Here is an 18,438-nt window from a genome sequence, read left to right as displayed (position 1 = left end):
TCCTCCCACGCCCGCACAGCAGCTCCCTTCACACGACCTTCACGGAATCAGTCATCTAGATGCCGCCCTCCGAGGCGGGTTTCAGCAACCGTGAACCCGGGCCGAACCGGGCCATCTGGTCGTCGTGGTTGTACAAGCCGCACTGACGAAGGGAGAGACAACCGCAGCCCACACAACCGGTGAGCCGGTCGCGGAGCCGTTGCAGCGCGTCGATCCGGGCGTCCAGCTCGTCCTGCCAGTGGCGGGAAAGCCGGGCCCAGTCGGCCTTGGTCGGCGCGTGGTCGTGCGGCAGGGTGGACAGCGCCTCGTTGATCTCCTCGAGGCTCAGCCCCACTCGCTGGGCGGCGCGGATGAACGCGATCCGGCGGAGCACCGAGCGCGAGTAGCGGCGCTGGTTCCCCGCGGACCGCTCCGAGCTGATCAGCCCGCGCTCCTCGTAGAAGCGCAGTGCGGTGTGCGGGACGCCGCTGCGTTCGGAGACCTGTCCGATGCTGAGATGGTCGGCAAGCTTGGTCACGCCGCCAGATTAGCCTTGACTTCGACTTAAGTCGAGGTTGCACCGTGGTGACATGGCTACCACCACAGAGCTGGGCTTCTCCGACCTGCCGCGGCTGGTCGCGCGGATGACCGGCGACGAGAAGCACTCCGTTGCCGCCACGTCCACAATGGACGTGCTGTGGGTGCTCTACGACCGCGTGCTGAACATCTCACCGAGGAACGTGAGCCATCCGCGCCGGGATCGGTTCCTGCTGTCGAAGGGGCACGGGCCGATGGCCTACTACGCGGTGCTGACCGCGAAGGGGTTCCTCGGCGAGCACGAGCTCGCCGGCTGGTCCTCGGTGAACTCCCGGCTCGGCCACCACCCCGATCGGGTGCGGGTGCCGGGAGTGGAGATCGGCAGCGGTTCCCTCGGGCACGGGCTGGCACTGGGCGTGGGGACCGTTCTCGGCCTGCGCGCGCAACGGCTGCGCAAGCCGCGGGTGGTCGTGCTGCTCGGGGACGCCGAACTCGACGAGGGCTCCAACCACGAGGCGATCGCGGTCGCCGCGCGGGCGGACCTCGACCAGCTCACCGCGGTGGTGATCGACAACTCGTCGTCGACGCACGGCTGGCCGGGCGGGATCGCGCGGCGGTTCGAGGTCGAGCGGTGGGAGACGCGCACGGTCGACGGCCGCGATCACGAAGCCCTGTTCTCGGCGTTCACCGAACCGCATCCCGGGCGCCCGCTGTGCGTGGTCGCCGTGGTCGAACCTAAGGAATAGCACCATGCCCGACATGCGGCAGACGTTTCTGTCCACAATCGACAAAGCACTGGACGTCGACCCGCGGCTCGCCGTGGTGCTGGCCGACATCTCGGCCGCGCAGCTCGACGACGCGCGGGTCCGGCACCCGTCGCGGGTGATCAACGTGGGGTGCCGCGAGCAACTGCTGCTGGGGATCGCGGGCGGGTTGGCGCTGACCGGGATGCGGCCGGTGGTGCACACGTTCCCGCCGTTCCTCGTCGAACGCCCCTACGAGCAGGTCAAGCTGGACCTCGGGCATCAGGGCGTCGGAGCGGTGCTCGTGTCGTCCGGCGCGTCCTACGACATGGCGGCCGAAGGCCGCACCCACCAGTCGCCCGCCGACGTGGCCTTGATCGACACGTTCCCCGGCTGGACCGTGCACGTTCCCGGACACCCCGAGGAGGCGAGCCGGTTGCTGCTCGAGTCGTTGCCCGGGGACGATCGCGTGTACCTGCGCCTGTCCGCCCAGGCCAACGCGCGGCCACATCTGGGCGTGGGCTTCCAGACCTTCCGCCAGGGCGGCCGGGGCGTGGTGCTCGCGGTGGGCCCGATGCTGGACCGGGTCCTGGCCGCGACCGAGGCCCTCGACGTGACCGTGCTCTACGCGTCGACCGTGCGCCCGTTCGACGCGCGCGGGCTGCGCGCCGCCGTGGACGCCACCGGAAACGCCGCCGTCGTGCTGGTCGAGCCGTACCTGGCGGGCACCTCGGCGCATTGCGTCGCCGACGCGCTGCGTGACCGGCCGCATCGGCTGCTCGGCCTCGGCGTCCGGCGCGAGTCCGAGGTCCGGTTGTACGGCGAGATGTCCGACCACGACATCGCGCACGGCCTGGACGAATCCGGGATCGCGATGGCCGTCAAGGAGTTCGTCGGGGAGTAGGGGACCATGGCCGGGTGACTGCGCGCTGTGTGATCGACGTCGAACTTTCCCTGACCGTCACCGCGCCGGGTGGCCTGGCGGTCTCCGTCGCGGTGGCCGGTGGCGCCGGAACGGATCGGGAGGAGCTCCGGGTCGAGGGGCCCGCGGCCGAGGCCGGGAACCCCGCGCGGCTGGTGGATTTCCCGCACGGCACCCGGGTGCACGTCCTGGACCTCGGCCGGGGCGAGCTGACCATCGGCTACCGGGCCGAGCGCAGCTACCCCGCCGTCGCGCCGGAGCCGCTCGGCGAGGCCGATCTGGTCACCTACACGCGGCCCAGCCGGTACTGCCCGTCCGATCGCCTGGGCGGTTTCGCGAACCGGGAGTTCGGCGGGCTGCCGGACGCGCGGGCGCGGGTCGAGGCGATCGTGTCCTGGGTCGGCGAGCGGGTGGAGTACCTGCCCGGCGCCAGCCGCCCGACCGACGACGCGGTCAACACCTTGCTCGCCGGTGAAGGCGTGTGCCGCGACTTCGCGCACCTGTGCGTCGCGTTCTGCCGCGCGCTCGACATTCCCGCGCGGTTCGTCGCGGTCTACGCGCCGGGACTGTCCCCGATGGACTTCCACGCGGTCTTCGAAGCCGCGATCGACGGGCACTGGTGGCTGTTCGACGCGACCGGTCTCGCGCCCCGCCCGAGCATGACCCGCATCGCCACCGGGCGGGACGCGGCCGACACCGCCTTCCTCAGCACGCTCGGCTGCGAGATGGACTTCGGCGGCACCCGGTTCACCGTGTTCGCCGAACCGGGTCTGCCCGCCGACGACCGAATCGAACTCGTCGCCCTCGCCTGACCAGCGCGGGACGCTCGTGGGATACAGGGTGCTGCTGCGCCGATACCTCGAGGACACCAATGCGGCATTGGGGGCTTCCGAGCACCACCCCGGAAGCCCTACTGAGAAAACCCCATTGTGATCATCGACGGCGAAGGCCTGGGTTTCTTCGCAGCCTGTCGCCGATCAGCCCAGGTCGCCGGACAGGCCACTGCCCCTGGGACACCACCAGCGCCGGGTGGGGTCGTGAGCGTTCCGACCGGTTCTAACCGGCCCGAACACTCACGACCCCCTCATGCCACTTCCCGGGATGCTCAGCGGAAGGCGGGGAGGCCGGTGACCGACTGGCCGAGCGAAAGCGCGTGCATTTCCTCGGTTCCTTCGTAGGTGAGCACGGTTTCCAGGTTCGCCATATGCCGCATCACCGGGTATTCCAGGGAAATCCCGTTCGCGCCGAGCATCGCGCGGGCGGTTCGGGCGACTTCCAGTGCCGAGCGCACGTTGGCCAGCTTGCCGAAGCTGACGTGGTTGTGGTGCAACGTTCCCGCGTCCTTGAGCCGCCCGATGCGGAGCGCGACGAGTCCGGCGCGGTTGACCTCGACCAGCAGATCGGCGAGTTTGCGCTGGGTCAGCTGGAAACCCGCGAGCGGTTTGCCGAACTGTTCGCGGGTCAGGCTGTAGTCCAGCGCGGCCTGATAGCACGAGCGGGCCGCGCCCACGACCCCGAACAGGATGCCGTAGCGGGCCTCGTTCAGGCAGCTCAGCGGCCCGCGCAGGCCACGGACCTCGGGGAACGCCGCGTCCGCGGGCAGCCGCACGTTGTCCAGCACCAGTTCCGCGGTCAGCGAGGCGCGCAGCGACAGCTTGTGCCGGACCTCGTTCGCGGTGAACCCGGGCGTGCCGGTCGGCACGACGAATCCCCGGATGCCGTCCTCGGTCTGCGCCCACACCACCGCCACGTCGGCGACCGTGCCGTTGGTGATCCACATCTTGGTGCCGGTGAGCACCCAGTCCGATCCGTCGCGGACCGCGCGGGTGCGCATGCTGCCCGGGTCGCTGCCCGCGTCCGGTTCGGTCAGCCCGAAGCAGCCCAGCGCGTCGCCGGTGGCCATCCGCGGCAACCAGGTCTCGCGGTGCGCCTCGGAGCCCCAGCGGTGGATGGCGAACATCGCCAGCGAACCCTGCACGGACACGAAACTGCGCAGCCCCGAGTCGACCGCTTCCAGTTCCCGGCACGCGATCCCGTACGCGGTCGCGCTCGTGCCCGCGCAGCCGTAACCGGTCAGGTGCATGCCGAGCACGCCCAGTTCGCCGAAGCCCTTGGCGAGGTCCCGGGCGGGCAGCGAACCGCTCTCGTACCACTCGGCCACGTTCGGCAGCAGGTGATCCGCGGCGTACGCGCGCACCGCGTCCCGGATGTCCCGGTCTTCCCCGCTCAGTTCGGCGTCGAGGTCCAGGAAGTCGTGCGGGTCCGGGGTCGTGCTGCTCATCGTGGGCGCTCCCTGCGGTCGATCGGTTTACGCTCGTTCACCGTCTCACACCGGCGATGCCGCGGCGAGCGTCGCCGGAGCGCGATCGTCGTAGTGATCGCGGACGCGCTCGCCGAGCGGCCGCACACGCGGAGCACCCGGTGCCGCGGTAGCCGAAGATCGTTGGACACGGGCTTCGGAGTCGATCTACAAAGATCAAGTGTCCCCACTGCGCAATCGCGACTTCCGCCTGCTCTTGATCGGCGCGGCCGCCGTCTTCGCCGGAATCTTCCTGCTGTTGCCGGTGGTGCCGCTGTGGGTGGTCCGGCAGGGTGCGGGCGAGGCCGCCGCGGGCGCCTCGACCGGCGTGCTCATGGCGAGCACGGTCGCGGCGCAGTTCGCCGTCCCCTGGCTGGTCGCGCGGTTCGGCTACCCGAAGGTGACCATGCTGGGCGCGCTCCTGGTGGGCGCGCCGGCGCCGCTGCTCGTGGTGGCCGCGGACTGGCCCGCGGTGCTGAGCGTCTCGCTGGTCCGCGGGCTCGGTTTCGGGTTGATGACCGTGTGCGGCTCGGCGCTCGTCGCCGAACTGCTGCCGCGCACGGCGCTGGCCAACGGGTCCGGGCTGTACGGCGTCGCGGTCGGCCTGCCGCAGCTCGCCGGGCTGCCCGCCGGGACCTGGGCGGCCGAGCATTGGGGTTTCCCGCTGGTCTTCCTGGTCGCGGGCGCGCTGCCGCTGCTGGGCGCGGTGCCGTTCGCGCTGCTCCCGGCGATCCGCGCGGAACGGGCGAATGGCACGCACTGGCTGGCCACCGTCGAGGCGACCTGGCGGCCGTGGCTGGTGATGATCAGCGGTTCGATCGGGTTCGGCTCGCTGGCCACCTTCCTGCCGATCGTGTTCTCCGGTTCGCCCGGGATCGCGTCCACCGCGTTGTTCGCCGCGCCCGCGGGTGCGCTCGTCGCGAGGTGGCTGGCGGGGGTGCTGGGCGACCGGATCTCCGGCGCGGGCCGGATGCTTCCCTACGCGCTCGCCCTGTGCGCGCTGGGGCTGGGCGTGCTCGCGCTGTCCACGCACAGCGGGATCCCGGCCGTGGCCGCGGTGGCGGTGTTCGGCCTCGGTTTCGGCGTGCTGCAGAACGATTCGATGGTGGTGATGTTCGCCACCGCGCCGACCGGCCCGGCGAGCGTGGTCTGGAATGTCGCGTTCGACGCGGGGACCGGGGCCGGGGCCGTAGTGGTCGGCGCGCTCGTGGCGACCATCGGGTACCCGGGCGCGTTCGGCCTGCTCGCCTCGCTGGCGGTCGTCCTGCTTCCCGTCGCGTGGGCCGCCCGGCGGGCCCTCTAGGCTGGAGCTATGCCTCGTGTGGTGATCCTGGACTACGGATCCGGCAATCTCCGGTCCGCCGAGCGTGCGGTGCGCCGCGCCGGCGCCGAGGTCGAGGTCACCGCCGACCACCATGCCGCGCTGAACGCGGACGGCCTGGTGGTGCCCGGGGTCGGCGCGTTCTCCGCCTGCATGGAGGGCCTGCTCTCGGTGCGCGGCGAGAAGATCATCGGCACCCGGCTGGCCGGTGGCCGCCCGGTGCTGGGCATCTGCGTCGGCATGCAGATCCTGTTCGAACGGGGCGTCGAGCACGGCGTCGAGGCCGAGGGCACCGGCGAATGGCCGGGCACGGTCGAGCGCCTGCACGCCGACGTGCTGCCGCACATGGGCTGGAACACCGTGCGCGTGCCGCAGGACACCGAGTTCTTCGCCGGGATCGACGAGGGCACCCGGTTCTACTTCGTGCACTCCTACGGGGTGCGCAAATGGGAACTCGATTCGGGTTTGCGCGGTCAGCAGCCGAAGGTGACCTGGGCGCACCACGGCGAGGACTTCGTCGCGGCGGTGGAGAACGGGGCGTTGTGGGCGACCCAGTTCCACCCGGAGAAGTCCGGCGACGCGGGCGCCACGCTGCTGGAGAACTGGCTGCGGAGGCTCTGACCAGGGCGGGTTGCCTCGCGCGGAAGGGGACCGCTTAGGGTTGTCGCGTGACTTTCACGCTGCTTCCCGCCGTCGACGTGGCCGATGGCCAGGCCGTTCGCCTCGTGCAGGGCGAGGCCGGCACCGAGACCGCCTACGGGGCGCCGCTGGACGCCGCGCTCACCTGGCAGCGCGACGGCGCCGAGTGGATCCACCTGGTCGACCTCGACGCCGCGTTCGGCAAGGGTTCCAACCGCGAACTGCTGGCCGAGGTGATCGGCAAGCTGGACGTGCAGGTGGAACTCTCCGGCGGGATCCGGGACGACGAGTCGCTGGAGGCGGCGCTGGCCACCGGTGCGCGCCGGGTGAACCTGGGCACCGCCGCGCTGGAGGACCCGGAGTGGAGCGCGAAGGTCGTCGCGTCCTACGGCGACCGGGTCGCGATCGGTCTGGACGTGCGCATCACCGAGGCCGGGCACCGGCTCGCCGCGCGGGGCTGGACCCGCGACGGCGGCGACCTGTGGGAGGTGCTCGACCGGCTCGACCGCGACGGCGCCGAGCGGTACGTGGTCACCGACGTCAGCAAGGACGGCACGCTGAAGGGGCCGAACCTGGACCTGCTGCGCGAGGTGAGCGCCCGCACCGACGCCGCGCTGATCGCCTCCGGCGGAGTGTCCTGTGTGGACGATCTGCGCGCGCTGGCCGAGCTGTCCCGGGACGGTGTCGAGGGCGCCATCGTCGGCAAGGCCCTCTACGCCGGCGCCTTCACGTTGCCGGAGGCGCTCGCCGCCGTGCGCTGATCGCGCAGGAGAACCGCGCTCAGCACGGAAAGCACGGCCAGGAGGCCGGTCGCCGTCCACACCGCCGCGAGGAAACCCGGGCCGAACGCGACCGTGCCGAGCACGGCGACGCCCAGGCCCGCGCCGAGTTCGAACGAGGTTTCCTGGATCGCGCTCGCCTCCCCGGCCCGCTCCGGCCGGGCCGCGGCCATGATCGCGTCCGCGCCGAGCGTCATCACGAAGCCCGCGCCCAGGCCCGCGCCCGCGAGCACCGCGGGCGTGCCCGTCACCGCGTACCCGGCGAGGGTGACCGCGAACAGGGCGAGGCCCGCGAACACGATCCAGCGACGCCCCCACCACACGGCCAGTCGTGGCGCCACGACCGCGCCGATCGCGTTGGCCACGGCCATCGGCAGCAGGGTGCGTCCCGCGCCCAGCGGCGAATCGCCGTCCACCAGCTGGAACCGTTGTGCCAGCAGGAAAAGCAGTGCGGTGTAGCAGCCGAAGCAGCCCAGCACCGACACCGTGGCCATGGCGAACCGGCGGTCGCCGAAGAGGCTCAGATCCAGCAGCGGAGTACGTGAACGGCGCTGTCGTGCGACGAACCAGCACAGCAGCGCGGCGCCGATCGCGGCTCCGGCCGCCGCCCCCAGGTCCACCGATCCGTGCTCGCCGAACCGCTTCAACGCGAACACCGCGGCGGCCAGCCCGGCGATGGACAGCGCGGCGCTGCCGAGGTCCCAGCGGCGCGGTGCGGGATTGCGGGAATTCGGGACGAGCCGCGCGCCGAACACCAGCGCGAGCGCGACGATCGGCACGTTCACCAGGAACACCGAACCCCACCAGAACCGCTCCAGCAGCAGGCCGCCGACCACCGGGCCGAGGGACGCGCCGACGCTGTGGCTCGCCGTCCACAGCCCGATGGCCAGGGCGCGCTCGCGGTCGTCGGGGAAAACCGTCCGGATCACCGACACGGTCGCCGCCATGATCATCGCCGCACCGGCGCCGAGCGCCACCCGGGCGGCGATCAGCGGTACCGGCGCGGTGCACAGCGCCGCCGCGGCCGAAGCGAGCCCGAACACCGCGAACCCCGCCAGCAGCACGCGTTTGCGCCCGATCCGGTCGCCGAGCGTGCCGGCGGTGACCAGCAGGGCGGCCACGGTGAGCGAGTACGCGTCGACGATCCACAGCAGTTCGGTCGGACCGGGCAGCAGGCGCCGGGTGAGCGTGGGCACGGCGACGTGCAGGACGGTCAGGTCCATGCCGACCAGCAGCAGGCTCGCGCAGAGCACGGCGAGCACGGCCCACCGCCGGTCGGCCGCGGCCGGGGTCAGCGGGCCACCGCGATCGCGTCGATCTCGATCAGCCAGTCCGGCTGGGCGAGCGCCGCCACCTGGAGCAGGGTGTCGGCGGGGTAGGGCCGGGTGAAGTACTCGGCGCGCAGCTTGATGATCGTGTCCAGGTGCGCCATATCGGTGACCATGATCGTCACCTTGACCACGTCGGCCAGGGTCGCGCCGGCCCGGCCGAGCACGGTGGCCAGGTTCGCGAACGCCTGGCGCGCCTGCGCTTCGAAGCCCGGGCCCACCGTGGCGCCGTGCTCGTCGAACCCGGCCTGGCCGGAGATGAAGAGCAGGTTGCCCGCGCGGATGCCGAGCGAGATGTTGTACGGCTCGTACCAGTCGGGGTCGCCGCCGATGCGCTGCGGGGAAGTGGTCTCCGTCGTCATGCCTACAGCCTTGGTCGTACCGGCTGTTGCCACAAGTACGGTCTTTGATGTGCAATAGTGTCGGTTTGTATAGTGTCGCGGAGGTGTGCCGATGGGCGAGCGGGTCGAGGACATGCCCGAGTACTGCACCATCGAGGCGGCGATGGAGGTCGTCGGCGGCAAGTGGAAGCTGGCGATCCTCAAGCACCTGTTCGCGGGGACGCAACGCTTCGGTCAGCTCAGCCGGGCGATGCCGAGCATCACGCCCCGGATGCTGACCCGCCAGCTGCGCGAACTCGAAGCCGACGGTCTGGTGCTGCGCACGGTCTACCCGGAGGTGCCGCCGAAGGTCGAGTACTCGCTGACCGAGATCGGCCGCAGCCTGGAGCAGATCGCCGGGCTCCTCGAGGACTGGGGCCAGTGGTACCGCGACCGCCTCACTTCGTCGGCCAAATGAGGGCGGTCAGACGTCCAGGCGGATGGCGATGCCGATGGTGCGCTGCTTCCCGCCGCGCAGCTTGCTGAGGAACATGGTGACCTGGCCGACGATCCCGTATTTGCGCGCGATCGCCCGCCGCACCCGTTCGCTGGCTTCGCCGTCCAGGATGCGCGCCTGGCCGGTGACCTTGGCGCCGTGCGTCTTGTTGCCGCGGAAGTCGCAGCCCTGCACTTCCACCCGCCCGTCGCGGCGGATGCGTTTGACCTTGCCCGCGTTGCGCTCGCTCCACACGACCAGTTCGCCGTTCTGGCTCGCGACCCACAGCGGGGTCGGGACCGGCGTACCGTCCTTACGGAACGTGGTCAGGATGACGTACTGTTCCGCCCCGAGCCGTTCGATCTCCGATGCCATGGGATCACGGTAACCGCAACCAACCCCGATCAGTGTTTTTCTGAGAACTCGCTCCGCGATCACGTCGACAGGGCGCTCCTTGACGAGTCAGCTCATTTCCCGCTGTCGGGCACCCTGCCGCCGCGATAGCGGGGCCTTGCGTCGGCGAGTTCCCCGGCGCAAGTCCGCGGGTCGTTCCAGTTTCAGCCGTCTCTGTCAGGGAGTTCGGCGGCGCAGCGTGACCGCGCCGAGGACCAGGGCGAGCAGTGCGCAGCAGGCCATGATCACCAGGTTCCGCACCAGCACTCCGTCTACTGTGGACGATGTGGTGACGCGGCCGAGCGCCTCGACCGCGTAGGACAGCGGCATCACGTGGGAAAGCCAGTCGAGCAGCCACGCCATCTCGTCCCGCGGCATGAACAGCCCGCACAGCAGGAACTGCGGGAGGACGAACACCGGCATGAACTGGATCGCCTGGAACTCGGTCTGCGCGAACGCGCTGACGAAGAGGCCCAGCGCCATCCCGAGCACCGCGTCCAGCACGGCGATCAGCAGCAGCATCCACACCGAACCGGCGACGTCCAGGCCCAGCCACGCCAGCGAAACCCCCGCCGCCACGACCACCTGCACGACGGCGATCGTGGCGAACGCGATCGCGTAGCCGAACAGCAGGTCGAGTTTGCCGGTGGGCAGGGTCATCAGGCGTTCCAGGGTGCCGGTCGTGCGCTCGCGCAGCGTGGTGACCGAGGTGATCAGGAACATGATCAGGAACGGGAAGACGCCGAGGAGCGCGGGCGCGATGCGGTTGAACATCTGCTCGGAGTTGAACACGAACCGCAGCAGCACCATCAGCAGCGAGGGCACCAGGATGAGCAGGGCGACCGTGCGCGGATCGTGCCGCAGCTGGGTGAGAATCCGCCGCGCGGTCGCCGACGTGATGGCCGGATTCACGCCGCCACCTCCTTGATCAGCCGGAGGAACGCCTGTTCCAGATCGGGCGACCCGGTGCGGTGGCGGAGGTTGTCCGGGCTGTCCTGGGCGAGCAGGCGGCCCTCGCGCATCAGCAGCAACTCCTCGCAGCGCGCGGCCTCGTCCATCACGTGGCTGGACACCAGCAGGGTCGTCCCGTCGCGGGCGAGCCGGGCGAACAGGGCCCACAGATCGTCGCGCAGCACGGGGTCGAGGCCGACGGTCGGCTCGTCGAGCACCAGCAGCTCGGGCTTGCCGAGCAGTGCGACCGCGAGGTTGGCGCGGCTGTGCTGGCCGCCGGAGAGCCGGCCGATCAGCGCGCCGGCGTGGTCGGCCAGCCCGACCTCGCCGATGACCCGGTCCACATCGGCACGCGGCGCGCCGACCACCGCGGCGAAGTACCGCAGCGCTTCGGTGACCGTGAGGTCCGCGTAGATCGCCGGGTTCTGCGTCGAGTAGCCGATCTTCCGGCGCAGCGCGGCGCTGCCCGCGGGTTCGCCGAGGACGGTCACCGTGCCACCGGCGACGATCTGCACGCCGACGATCGAGCGCAGCACCGTGGTCTTGCCGCATCCGCTCGGTCCGAGCAACCCGGTCACGCTGCCCCGGCGCACTTCGAAGCTCACGCCGTGCACCACTTCCCGGCCACCACGGCTCACCCGCAGGCCGTTCACCACCACCGCGGAATTAATCATGCGTTTAATTCTGCGCTCGTTGAACTCTTCTCGTCAAGTCCACGGACGACTGAGGGCTCACCCGGCGACGGGCTCGCCGAACCGGGCGAGGGCGAGCGCCGCCGCGACGGCGAGCAGGAAGCCGAGCCCGGCGAGCACGGCGAACCCGGGCCGGGTGGTGTCGCCGAGCACGAGGACGCCGACCAGCGCGGGCACCACCGTTTCGCCGATGACCATGGTCGCGGTCGCCGCGGTGACCCCGCCGCGTTGCAGCGCGGACGCGTAGAACAGCATCGCGAGGACCCCGGCCAGCGGCACCGCGTAGGCCGCCGGATCGGTCAGGACCGCGGTGACGCTGGAGTCGGCGGTGACCCGCCCGGCGATCGCCACCACCCCGAAGCACAATCCGGCCACCAGGCCCAGGGCGGGCGTGCGCACGCGGCGGCTCGCCCGCCCGGCGAACATCCCGGCGAGGCCGAGCACCCCGGCGACGATCGGCAGGGCCACGTGGAACCCGGTGCTCGCCGGATCGGAGCCCTCGGCCTGCGCGGACGCGCCGAGCAGCCCGAGGCCCGCGCACACCGCGGCCACCGAGCCCCATTCCCGCGCGCTGAGCCGGATTCCCAGCGCGAGCGCCGCGACGGCGGTCACCGCCAGGCTCGCCGCGAGCGCGGCCTGCACGACGAACAGCGGCAGCACCCGCAACGCGGCCAGCTGGGCGAGGAAACCGAGGAAATCGAGGCCGAGCCCGAGTACGTACCGCCAGTTCCGCAGCACGCGGATCAGCAACCGCGGATCAACCCCGGCGGACGTGTCCTCGGCCGAGCGCGCCGCGATCGATTGCAAGACGGAAGCGGTCCCGTAGGCGCAGGCCGCCACGAGCGCGCAGAGAAGTCCCCACCACATTCCGCAACCCTAGACGGGGGTCGTGAGTGTTCGGTCCGGTTCCCACCGGCCTGTCCACTCACGACCGGAATGTGCTGTCGGGGCGGTTTTGCGGGCGCGGGTTTTCCGGTCGGGGGCGCGGTGGCCTGCTGGGCCGGGGCGGGCGCGGGCGAGCCGACCGCCTGATCGCCGACGTTACTGGTCCCACGCGTGGGCATGATGCCGTGTTTGCGGATCGAGGTCTGGCGATTCCGGAAATTCCCGGTCGGAATCAACCGTCGATGTAGTACTGGATCACCGGCGCCACCAGTTCGACGATCTCTTCCTCGGTCGCGTCCGCGAGCGGGGGCACCTCGAGCACGTACCGCAGCAGGGCCATGCCGACGAGCTGACCGGCGGCCGCGGAAACCCGGATCCGCGGGATTCCGCGCGCCTCGGCGACCTTGCTGAACACCGCGCTGTCGATGAACTCGCGCATCATGGCGGCCGCCTGGTCGTTGGTGGTGATCGACCGGACCAGCGCGACGAACGGCGCGCGGGTCTCCGGTTCGCCCCAGATGGTGAGGAACAGCCGCACGAGCCGTTCGCCGAGTTCGTCCGATGGCCCGGCGAGGAGTTGCGGCAGCAGTTCGGCCGGGTTGACCGGCAGGTTCATGACCGCGACGAAGAGCTGTTGTTTCGTGCCGAAGAAGTGGTGCAGCAGGGCGGGGTTGACCCCGGCTTCGGCGGCGATGGCCCGGACGGTCGCCCCGGCGTAGCCGCGTTCGGCGAACAGGCGGCGGGCGGCGTCGACGATCTGTTCCCGGGTTTCGGTCTGCCCCGGCCGCCTGCCTGCCCGTGCCATGGGTTTGATCTTATGGCCTCGACTCGACGAGCCTCACGAACTCGCGTTCCGGGTCCTTGATCACGCGGTGGATCGACCGGACCGTCGGGCACGGCCACGGCTGCTGGCAGAACCGGCACGTTTCGAACCAGGTTTCCTCGTGCTGGAGCAGCACGGAACGCACCACCACGACGAGATCGGGAATCACCTTGCGCGCGGTCGCGATATCGTCGTCGTTCCAGCTCCGGGTTTTCATCGCGAGGAACTCGGCGTCGTCGAGATGGGCATAAAGGTCTTGTGCGGTCGGATTCATCAGGCACCTCCAAGGATAGGAGAACCAATTGCCACCCCCGCAGCACATGCGCCCTTCAGGTGGACAATTTGCGTCGATACTCCGAAATCCGCGCGCAGGGGTTACTTTCGCTCCATGAAGGACAGAGAGCCCACCATACGCAGCCGGGAACTCGGTGATGGATTGCGCAAGTGGATGGTCGCCGCCGGGTTCACCGGCCGCGAGATCGCCAAGGAGCTGGAGTGGCCGGACAGCAAGGTTTCCCGCCTGCTGACCGGAAAACGCGGCGCGAGCGAGGCCGACGTGGCGGCCTTCCTGGTGCTTTGCAAGGTGCCCGCGAAGGAGCGCGCTCGGCTGCTGGCCCTACGCGCCGAGCATGACAAGCCCGGCTGGCTGCAACAGTTCGGCAAGCACCTGCCCGCCCAACTGCGCACGCTGGTCGACCACGAGGACACAGCGAAGGCCATCACCGATTTCCAACCAATGGTGATACCCGGAATCCTCCAGACACCCGAGTATGCACGTGCATTGCTGACCGGAACCGGAACACTGCCTTCCGAGGAGATCGATAGCCGGGTCTCGGCTCGCATGGCGCGGAAATCCTTGTTCGGCAGGCCAAGCTCGCCGCAGTTTACCTTCTTCATCCACGAGTTCGCTCTACAGTTGCCCGTGGGAGGTGCCGAGGTGATGTCCGAGCAGTTGCACTACTTGTTGCAGATGTCTGTTCGGCCCTATATCAGCCTGCGGGTGATTCCGGTGGAAGCTGGAGTCCATGCGGGCATCGCAGGCGCCTTCAAGCTGATGGAGTTCGAAGAGTTCAAGCCAGTGGTCTACCTCGACAGTGAGACAGCGAGCCTGTTCCTCGAGGGGAGCGAGGAGATCACTGCTTACCGGCGGGTAGTGAAGGCTCTGGTCAGAAAGGCACCCCGTGAGGAACAATCGAGAGAACTGATTGCCACCCGGGCAATCAAGGTGACCTCGTAGCTGGAGGACCGGTATGGAGTGGCGCAAGAGCAGCTACAGCACCAACAACGGGGACTGTGTCGAGGTGGCGATGCCGTTGCCCGCGGTGCATGTCCGAGACTCCAAGAACCCCTCTTCGGGTGAACTTTCCTTCCCCGCCCCCTCCTGGCAGGCGTTCGTCTGCGAGGTCGGCTCAGCGCGTCGCGGTCGGTGAGGGGACTCCTCCTTTCGCCAGTTTCCCGGCGACCGCGCGGGCCAGCCGTTCGGCGGCGAGCACCAGATCGGGCGCGCCGGGCGGGAACGTGATCCGCACGAGAACCGCGATCTGCCCGTGCAGGAACGCGACATTGCCGGTCGGGTGGCTCGTCCCGCGGTTCACGGTGGCCCGATCCGGCCAGCTGATCGATCGTTGTCCGATGCCCGGGGAGCCGATCGGCAGGTCGGACGCCTGTTGGTGGTCAGCGGGGAGTTGCGGTGTGGGAAACCCGCAGGTGTCCTCCGCTGCCGGATTCGGTTCCCGGAACTCCACGGGGCGCCAGTAGCGGCAGTAATCGGTCTGCACCGCGGGCCCCGGAGCGATCATGGGGCTGGGCTCCCCGGGGTCGAAGCTCACCGAGCAGTACAGGCGCTCGCCCACCGCGCCCAGCGGCCTCCTCGCCGCCCATTCCCGTGGAGCCTGCCCACCGTGCGCCCCGGTCGCCTCCCTGATCGCCGGTTCCAGTCCGGCGAAGCAGCCGTTGTCCCGGGGGTCGCCTTCCGGCGGTGGCGCGTTCGAGCATCCCGCCACCGCCATCCCGATGACGACCCCCAAGACTCCCCAGGTCCGGCCCACCCGGGGAATCCTGCTCCCACCCAGCCGCCGTGTCGACCTCTAGAGCAGGCTGGGCCGCGGGATCTCGGCGCCCAGGGCGAAGTGGCCGTGCCACCGGTTCCCGGTGCCGACGAACTCGGTTCCGGTCGAGGTGGCGACGTACACCTCACCGCTGGTTCCCCGGGTGAACGTGACTATGTCCGCCTTGCCGTCGCCGGTGAAGTCCGCGATCCCGGGCACCTCGTCGCCGACGGCGAAGTACCCGTGCCACTGGCGAGGCGCGCCGAACCCGCTGCCGGTCGAGGTCGACACGTTCACCTTGCCGCCGCCGAAGGCGACCACGTCCGCCTTGCCGTCGCCGTCGGCGTCCTTGAGGCCGGGCCGGGCGCCGCTCGCCACGTTGTCGCCCCATTTCCAGGCGTCCTGGACGAATCGCGTGCCATCCGACAGGGACGCGTACGCGACGCCGCCGGAGGTGAAGGTCGCGATGTCGTCGCGGCCGTCGCCGTTCAGATCGCCCACGGCGGGCATCTCGTCGCCGGTGGCGAAGTGGTCGTGCCACTTCCAGCCGTCCTGCACGAACTTCGTGCCGTCGGAGAGCGAGACGTAGACGTCGGCGGAGTTGCCGCGGGTGAAGGTGGCGATGTCGTCCTTGCCGTCGCCGTTGAAGTCGCCGACGAGGGGGATTTCGGTGCCGGTGGCGAAGTGGTCGTGCCACTTCCACGCGTCCTGCACGAACTTCGTGCCGTCGGAGAGCGAGACGTAGACGTCGGCGCTGTCGCCGCGGGTGAAGGTGGCGATGTCGCTCTTGCCGTCGCCGTTGAAGTCGCCGACGAGGGGGATTTCGGTGCCGGTGGCGAAGTGGTCGTGCCACTTCCACGCGTCCTGCACGAACTTTCCGCCATCGGACAGGGACACGTAAACATCTGCGCCGGTGCCCCGGGTGAACGTGACGGCGTCGTCCTTGCCGTCACCGTCGAAGTCACTGGTGGCCGGGCGGGTGGTGCGCGCGTACACGCGGGTCGAGGGTGCGCCGGTGTTCCCGGCCGCGTCCACCGCGACGATCCGGTAGTACCAGGTCTGGCCCACCGGCAGCCCGCGGTGCAGGAACGCGGTGACGGCGGTGGTGCCCAGCAGGTTCGCTCGCGTGATCGGCACCTCGGGGCTGGTCGAGCCGTAGACGTGGTAGCGGTGGGCGCCCACGTCGTCGGCGGCGGGTTGCCAGGTCAGCCGGAGCGCATGCGCGCGGGTCCCGGCGAAGCCGATCCCGGCCGGGGCCGTGGGTGCGGAGGTGTCCGGGGTGGGCTGGATCAGCGTGTCCGCGAAGTACCGCACGGCGGTCCACTGTGGACCCTCGGCCGCCGGGCGCAGGGTGACGGTGATCCGCGTCTTGCCCGCGGTCGCGCTGGGCGGCAGGGCGAAGGCGTCGGAGAGCCAGCGGGATCCCGGGTTGCCCAGGGGCTGGTGCCAGGTGCCGACCGGGGTGCCGTCGACGAGCACTTCGGCGCGCTGGCCCGCGCTCGCCTGGTCGCTCGTCCGGCGCAGCAGGACGCCGGTGTTGACCGGTGCCACGGCCATCCGGAACGAGAACTCGCCGGTCTGGGCGCGCACGGTGTCGCGCACCGGCAGGTCATCGTCGTCGCCTTCGAACGTGCTCTCCAGGGTGGTGTCGGAGCCGCGGAGTTCGGCCCAGCCGTGCCCGGCGCGGCTGGCCGGGTCGGCCGTCTCGATCGCGTCGGTGCGCCGGGTGGTCGGCTCGGGCCGGGTGTAGAGGTAGGCGGTGGAGCCGTAGTCGGCGTCCACGTCGTTCTGCTGGCCGTGTTCGATGCCGAAGGTCAGCGCGCTGTCGAAGGCGACCTGATCGCCGATCAGCAGCCGGTAGGTGGCGTCGCATTCCTGCGCGCAGTCGGCGGTGTGCAGGCGGTGGCGGGTGTTGCCGTTGAACGGGTTGCTGAACTCGCCGTGGTTGAAGTACCAGCCGCTTTCGTAGAAGTCCTCGGTGCCGGTGCCGTAGATCTGCGGGCTGGGCGCGGAATCGGTGCGGATGCGCTCGTCGCCTTCGAGGTAGGCGCGGGTGTTCTCGCCGCCGATCAGGCCGCGCATGGTGTGCGAGACGCCGACCAGGCGACCCCGGCCGCCGAGATCGGCGATGGTCCAGTCCTGGCCGGGCACGGTCCGCCCGGCGCGCGACTGGGTGGTGAAGTACCCGAAGTCGGCCGGGTGCTCGGCCGCCGCCCAGGTCACCTCGGAGCCGATCCCGTTGATCGGGGCGTCACCGGTGTTGACCAGTTCGACGGTCGCGGATTCCCGGTAGGGCATCGGCCACCAGCTCGAATACCAGCCGCCGGGTGCGGTGTCCATGGCGAACATCAGGGAGCGGACCGCGGTTTCGCCGAGCCCGCCGCCGAAGAACTCGCCCACCGGTGAGTCCACAGTGGACTTACCGTCGAAGTTCAGGCGCAGCCGCAGGTCGCCGAGCCGGGCGGCGTCGGTCACCGGATCGGGCAGGCGCAGGCGGAGGGCGGAAATCGTGCCGGTGCCCGACAGCCGGGCCAGCGGGATGCTCGCGTTCGCGGGCAGGTCCGCGGTCCGGGCCTCGGTGCTCGCCCCGGGCGCCGGTGGCTTGGGGTCGCGGGTACCGGCGTTGCGCAGCATCGCGAGGACGTCCTCGGCGCGGTCGCCCGGCTGGAAGGTCGGCACCCCTTCCGCGGTGGGGAAGTGGCGGTAGGTGACGTGGTAGAAGTTCGGATTGTGCTGGACGGTGATCCGCATCGAATTCCGGTACGGCATCGGCACCTTGATGTAGACCCCGCCCGAACTCTGCGCGGCGTTGGCGACCAGCGGGAAGCTGAACGGCGCGCCCTGCCTGCCGTCCACCAGTTCCTGCAGCGACCGGTCGACCACCGCGTGCCCGTCGAGTTCGATGCGGATCCACCCGGTCGCCGACACGTTCCCCGCGGGCAGGCCGTTCGTCGCCTGGGTGAACCAGATCGAGCCGATCTCGCCCGGCCCGGAATCCTCGGCGAGCACGCAGCCCGAACCGTCGGTGCGCAGGCACGAGTACGTCCCGTTGAAGCCGTCGTTGTTGCTCCCGTCCCGGGCGAAACTGGAGAACTGCCGGGTTTCCACGCCCGGGGACGCCAGGTCCGGCAGGCGGTCGAGTTGCCGGAAGGTCTCCCAGCCGACCGGGCCGTTCCCGGCGGGAGCGGCGAGCGCGGGAGTGCTGGGCAGGACGGCGAAGGTCACCGCGAGCAGGAGCAGGGTGAGCAGGGCGGAGCGGAGACGCATGGTGGCCTTTCGGGAT

At 70.4% G+C, this 18,438-nt stretch carries 21 protein-coding genes; 9 read left to right on the top strand and 12 right to left on the bottom strand.

Annotation, left to right across the window (positions count from 1 at the left end):
* Nucleotides 1-55 precede the first annotated feature (55 nt).
* Nucleotides 56-517: a redox-sensitive transcriptional activator SoxR gene (gene soxR / locus FXO23_RS30070; RefSeq protein ID WP_158888854.1), complete on the bottom strand. Its 462-nt coding sequence runs from the start codon at nucleotides 515-517 to the stop codon at nucleotides 56-58.
* A 52-nt stretch (nucleotides 518-569) separates the two neighbouring features.
* Here soxR and FXO23_RS30065 point away from each other — a divergent pair, with 52 nt between their 5' ends.
* Genes FXO23_RS30065 through FXO23_RS30055 form a run of 3 tightly spaced genes read left to right on the top strand, consistent with a single transcriptional unit; the run spans nucleotide 570 to nucleotide 2,993 of the window.
* Nucleotides 570-1,262 carry a thiamine pyrophosphate-dependent enzyme gene (locus FXO23_RS30065; protein ID WP_158888853.1) on the top strand — a complete coding sequence of 231 codons (693 nt, stop codon included), beginning with the start codon at nucleotides 570-572 and terminating at the stop codon, nucleotides 1,260-1,262.
* Nucleotides 1,263-1,266: 4 nt separating this feature from the next.
* On the top strand, nucleotides 1,267-2,163 hold the full coding sequence (locus FXO23_RS30060) for a transketolase family protein (protein ID WP_158888852.1): 897 nt from the start codon (nucleotides 1,267-1,269) through the stop codon (nucleotides 2,161-2,163).
* Between the two features lie 14 nt (nucleotides 2,164-2,177).
* A complete protein-coding gene (locus FXO23_RS30055) occupies nucleotides 2,178-2,993 on the top strand; it encodes a transglutaminase-like domain-containing protein (RefSeq protein WP_158888851.1) in 816 nt (271 codons plus the stop codon).
* A 293-nt stretch (nucleotides 2,994-3,286) separates the two neighbouring features.
* On the opposite strand, the gene FXO23_RS30050 is transcribed toward FXO23_RS30055, so the two are convergent.
* Nucleotides 3,287-4,462 (bottom strand): acyl-CoA dehydrogenase family protein, encoded by a 1,176-nt coding sequence (locus tag FXO23_RS30050; RefSeq protein ID WP_158888850.1) that lies wholly within the window; start codon nucleotides 4,460-4,462, stop codon nucleotides 3,287-3,289.
* Nucleotides 4,463-4,661: 199 nt separating this feature from the next.
* Between FXO23_RS30050 and FXO23_RS30045 the strand changes: the two genes are divergently transcribed.
* Genes FXO23_RS30045 through priA form a run of 3 tightly spaced genes read left to right on the top strand, consistent with a single transcriptional unit; the run spans nucleotide 4,662 to nucleotide 7,201 of the window.
* Nucleotides 4,662-5,783: an MFS transporter gene (locus FXO23_RS30045; RefSeq protein WP_246258005.1), complete on the top strand. Its 1,122-nt coding sequence runs from the start codon at nucleotides 4,662-4,664 to the stop codon at nucleotides 5,781-5,783.
* A 9-nt stretch (nucleotides 5,784-5,792) separates the two neighbouring features.
* Nucleotides 5,793-6,422 carry an imidazole glycerol phosphate synthase subunit HisH gene (gene hisH / locus FXO23_RS30040; RefSeq protein WP_158888849.1) on the top strand — a complete coding sequence of 210 codons (630 nt, stop codon included), beginning with the start codon at nucleotides 5,793-5,795 and terminating at the stop codon, nucleotides 6,420-6,422.
* Between the two features lie 47 nt (nucleotides 6,423-6,469).
* On the top strand, nucleotides 6,470-7,201 hold the full coding sequence (gene priA / locus FXO23_RS30035; protein ID WP_158888848.1) for a bifunctional 1-(5-phosphoribosyl)-5-((5-phosphoribosylamino)methylideneamino)imidazole-4-carboxamide isomerase/phosphoribosylanthranilate isomerase PriA: 732 nt from the start codon (nucleotides 6,470-6,472) through the stop codon (nucleotides 7,199-7,201).
* On the opposite strand, the gene FXO23_RS30030 is transcribed toward priA, so the two are convergent.
* Together FXO23_RS30030 and FXO23_RS30025 are read right to left on the bottom strand one after the other, a co-directional pair.
* Entirely contained in the window at nucleotides 7,153-8,481 is a 1,329-nt protein-coding gene (locus tag FXO23_RS30030; RefSeq protein WP_158888847.1) for an MFS transporter, read from the bottom strand. The genes priA and FXO23_RS30030 overlap by 49 nt on opposite strands.
* 29 nt (nucleotides 8,482-8,510) lie before the next feature.
* Entirely contained in the window at nucleotides 8,511-8,909 is a 399-nt protein-coding gene (locus tag FXO23_RS30025; protein ID WP_158888846.1) for a RidA family protein, read from the bottom strand.
* Nucleotides 8,910-9,000: 91 nt separating this feature from the next.
* On the opposite strand from FXO23_RS30025, the gene FXO23_RS30020 reads away from it, so the two are divergent.
* Entirely contained in the window at nucleotides 9,001-9,345 is a 345-nt protein-coding gene (locus tag FXO23_RS30020) for a winged helix-turn-helix transcriptional regulator (RefSeq protein WP_158888845.1), read from the top strand.
* A gap of 6 nt (nucleotides 9,346-9,351) precedes the next feature.
* Here FXO23_RS30020 and FXO23_RS30015 read toward each other — a convergent pair whose 3' ends face one another.
* The 6 genes from FXO23_RS30015 to FXO23_RS29990 all read right to left on the bottom strand — a co-directional run bounded on the left by FXO23_RS30015 (nucleotide 9,352) and on the right by FXO23_RS29990 (nucleotide 13,381).
* On the bottom strand, nucleotides 9,352-9,738 hold the full coding sequence (locus FXO23_RS30015; protein ID WP_158888844.1) for a PPOX class F420-dependent oxidoreductase: 387 nt from the start codon (nucleotides 9,736-9,738) through the stop codon (nucleotides 9,352-9,354).
* Between the two features lie 195 nt (nucleotides 9,739-9,933).
* Nucleotides 9,934-10,668 (bottom strand): ABC transporter permease, encoded by a 735-nt coding sequence (locus FXO23_RS30010; RefSeq protein ID WP_158888843.1) that lies wholly within the window; start codon nucleotides 10,666-10,668, stop codon nucleotides 9,934-9,936.
* A complete protein-coding gene (locus FXO23_RS30005; RefSeq protein WP_158888842.1) occupies nucleotides 10,665-11,381 on the bottom strand; it encodes an ABC transporter ATP-binding protein in 717 nt (238 codons plus the stop codon). Before FXO23_RS30005 ends, FXO23_RS30010 begins: the two co-directional genes overlap by 4 nt.
* Before the next feature lie 57 nt (nucleotides 11,382-11,438).
* Nucleotides 11,439-12,266 (bottom strand): DMT family transporter, encoded by an 828-nt coding sequence (locus tag FXO23_RS30000; protein ID WP_158888841.1) that lies wholly within the window; start codon nucleotides 12,264-12,266, stop codon nucleotides 11,439-11,441.
* Nucleotides 12,267-12,516: 250 nt separating this feature from the next.
* Nucleotides 12,517-13,089: a TetR/AcrR family transcriptional regulator gene (locus FXO23_RS29995; protein ID WP_158888840.1), complete on the bottom strand. Its 573-nt coding sequence runs from the start codon at nucleotides 13,087-13,089 to the stop codon at nucleotides 12,517-12,519.
* Nucleotides 13,090-13,099: 10 nt separating this feature from the next.
* Nucleotides 13,100-13,381 carry a hypothetical protein gene (locus FXO23_RS29990; protein WP_158888839.1) on the bottom strand — a complete coding sequence of 94 codons (282 nt, stop codon included), beginning with the start codon at nucleotides 13,379-13,381 and terminating at the stop codon, nucleotides 13,100-13,102.
* Between the two features lie 114 nt (nucleotides 13,382-13,495).
* On the opposite strand from FXO23_RS29990, the gene FXO23_RS29985 reads away from it, so the two are divergent.
* Both FXO23_RS29985 and FXO23_RS29980 read left to right on the top strand, forming a co-directional pair.
* Nucleotides 13,496-14,344, top strand: coding sequence for a helix-turn-helix domain-containing protein (locus tag FXO23_RS29985; protein WP_158888838.1), 849 nt, complete (start codon nucleotides 13,496-13,498; stop codon nucleotides 14,342-14,344).
* Nucleotides 14,345-14,357: 13 nt separating this feature from the next.
* Nucleotides 14,358-14,537: a DUF397 domain-containing protein gene (locus FXO23_RS29980; RefSeq protein ID WP_158888837.1), complete on the top strand. Its 180-nt coding sequence runs from the start codon at nucleotides 14,358-14,360 to the stop codon at nucleotides 14,535-14,537.
* On the opposite strand, the gene FXO23_RS29975 is transcribed toward FXO23_RS29980, so the two are convergent.
* Together FXO23_RS29975 and FXO23_RS29970 are read right to left on the bottom strand one after the other, a co-directional pair.
* Nucleotides 14,517-15,134 (bottom strand): hypothetical protein, encoded by a 618-nt coding sequence (locus FXO23_RS29975; protein ID WP_158888836.1) that lies wholly within the window; start codon nucleotides 15,132-15,134, stop codon nucleotides 14,517-14,519. The two genes, FXO23_RS29980 and FXO23_RS29975, sit on opposite strands and share 21 nt — an antisense overlap.
* 60 nt (nucleotides 15,135-15,194) lie before the next feature.
* On the bottom strand, nucleotides 15,195-18,422 hold the full coding sequence (locus tag FXO23_RS29970) for a DUF2961 domain-containing protein (protein WP_158888835.1): 3,228 nt from the start codon (nucleotides 18,420-18,422) through the stop codon (nucleotides 15,195-15,197).
* Nucleotides 18,423-18,438 lie beyond the last annotated feature (16 nt).

Source organism: Amycolatopsis anabasis (genome assembly GCF_009765355.1).
Taxonomy (GTDB): domain Bacteria; phylum Actinomycetota; class Actinomycetes; order Mycobacteriales; family Pseudonocardiaceae; genus Amycolatopsis; species Amycolatopsis anabasis.
This window is presented reverse-complemented; position numbering and strand designations above follow the sequence as displayed.

What these genes read in the sequence shown, in the direction of transcription:
- FXO23_RS30025 (WP_158888846.1), bottom strand. Translation starts at nt 8,909, where the DNA reads ATGACGACGGAGACCACTTCCCCGCAGCGCATCGGCGGCGACCCCGAC.
- FXO23_RS29995 (WP_158888840.1), bottom strand. Translation starts at nt 13,089, where the DNA reads ATGGCACGGGCAGGCAGGCGGCCGGGGCAGACCGAAACCCGGGAACAG.
- FXO23_RS30015 (WP_158888844.1), bottom strand. Translation starts at nt 9,738, where the DNA reads ATGGCATCGGAGATCGAACGGCTCGGGGCGGAACAGTACGTCATCCTG.
- FXO23_RS30065 (WP_158888853.1), top strand. Translation starts at nt 570, where the DNA reads ATGGCTACCACCACAGAGCTGGGCTTCTCCGACCTGCCGCGGCTGGTC.
- FXO23_RS30005 (WP_158888842.1), bottom strand. Translation starts at nt 11,381, where the DNA reads ATGATTAATTCCGCGGTGGTGGTGAACGGCCTGCGGGTGAGCCGTGGT.
- FXO23_RS29985 (WP_158888838.1), top strand. Translation starts at nt 13,496, where the DNA reads ATGAAGGACAGAGAGCCCACCATACGCAGCCGGGAACTCGGTGATGGA.
- FXO23_RS30000 (WP_158888841.1), bottom strand. Translation starts at nt 12,266, where the DNA reads ATGTGGTGGGGACTTCTCTGCGCGCTCGTGGCGGCCTGCGCCTACGGG.
- FXO23_RS30050 (WP_158888850.1), bottom strand. Translation starts at nt 4,462, where the DNA reads ATGAGCAGCACGACCCCGGACCCGCACGACTTCCTGGACCTCGACGCC.
- FXO23_RS30020 (WP_158888845.1), top strand. Translation starts at nt 9,001, where the DNA reads ATGGGCGAGCGGGTCGAGGACATGCCCGAGTACTGCACCATCGAGGCG.
- FXO23_RS29980 (WP_158888837.1), top strand. Translation starts at nt 14,358, where the DNA reads ATGGAGTGGCGCAAGAGCAGCTACAGCACCAACAACGGGGACTGTGTC.
- FXO23_RS30060 (WP_158888852.1), top strand. Translation starts at nt 1,267, where the DNA reads ATGCCCGACATGCGGCAGACGTTTCTGTCCACAATCGACAAAGCACTG.
- hisH (WP_158888849.1), top strand. Translation starts at nt 5,793, where the DNA reads ATGCCTCGTGTGGTGATCCTGGACTACGGATCCGGCAATCTCCGGTCC.
- FXO23_RS29970 (WP_158888835.1), bottom strand. Translation starts at nt 18,422, where the DNA reads ATGCGTCTCCGCTCCGCCCTGCTCACCCTGCTCCTGCTCGCGGTGACC.
- FXO23_RS29990 (WP_158888839.1), bottom strand. Translation starts at nt 13,381, where the DNA reads ATGAATCCGACCGCACAAGACCTTTATGCCCATCTCGACGACGCCGAG.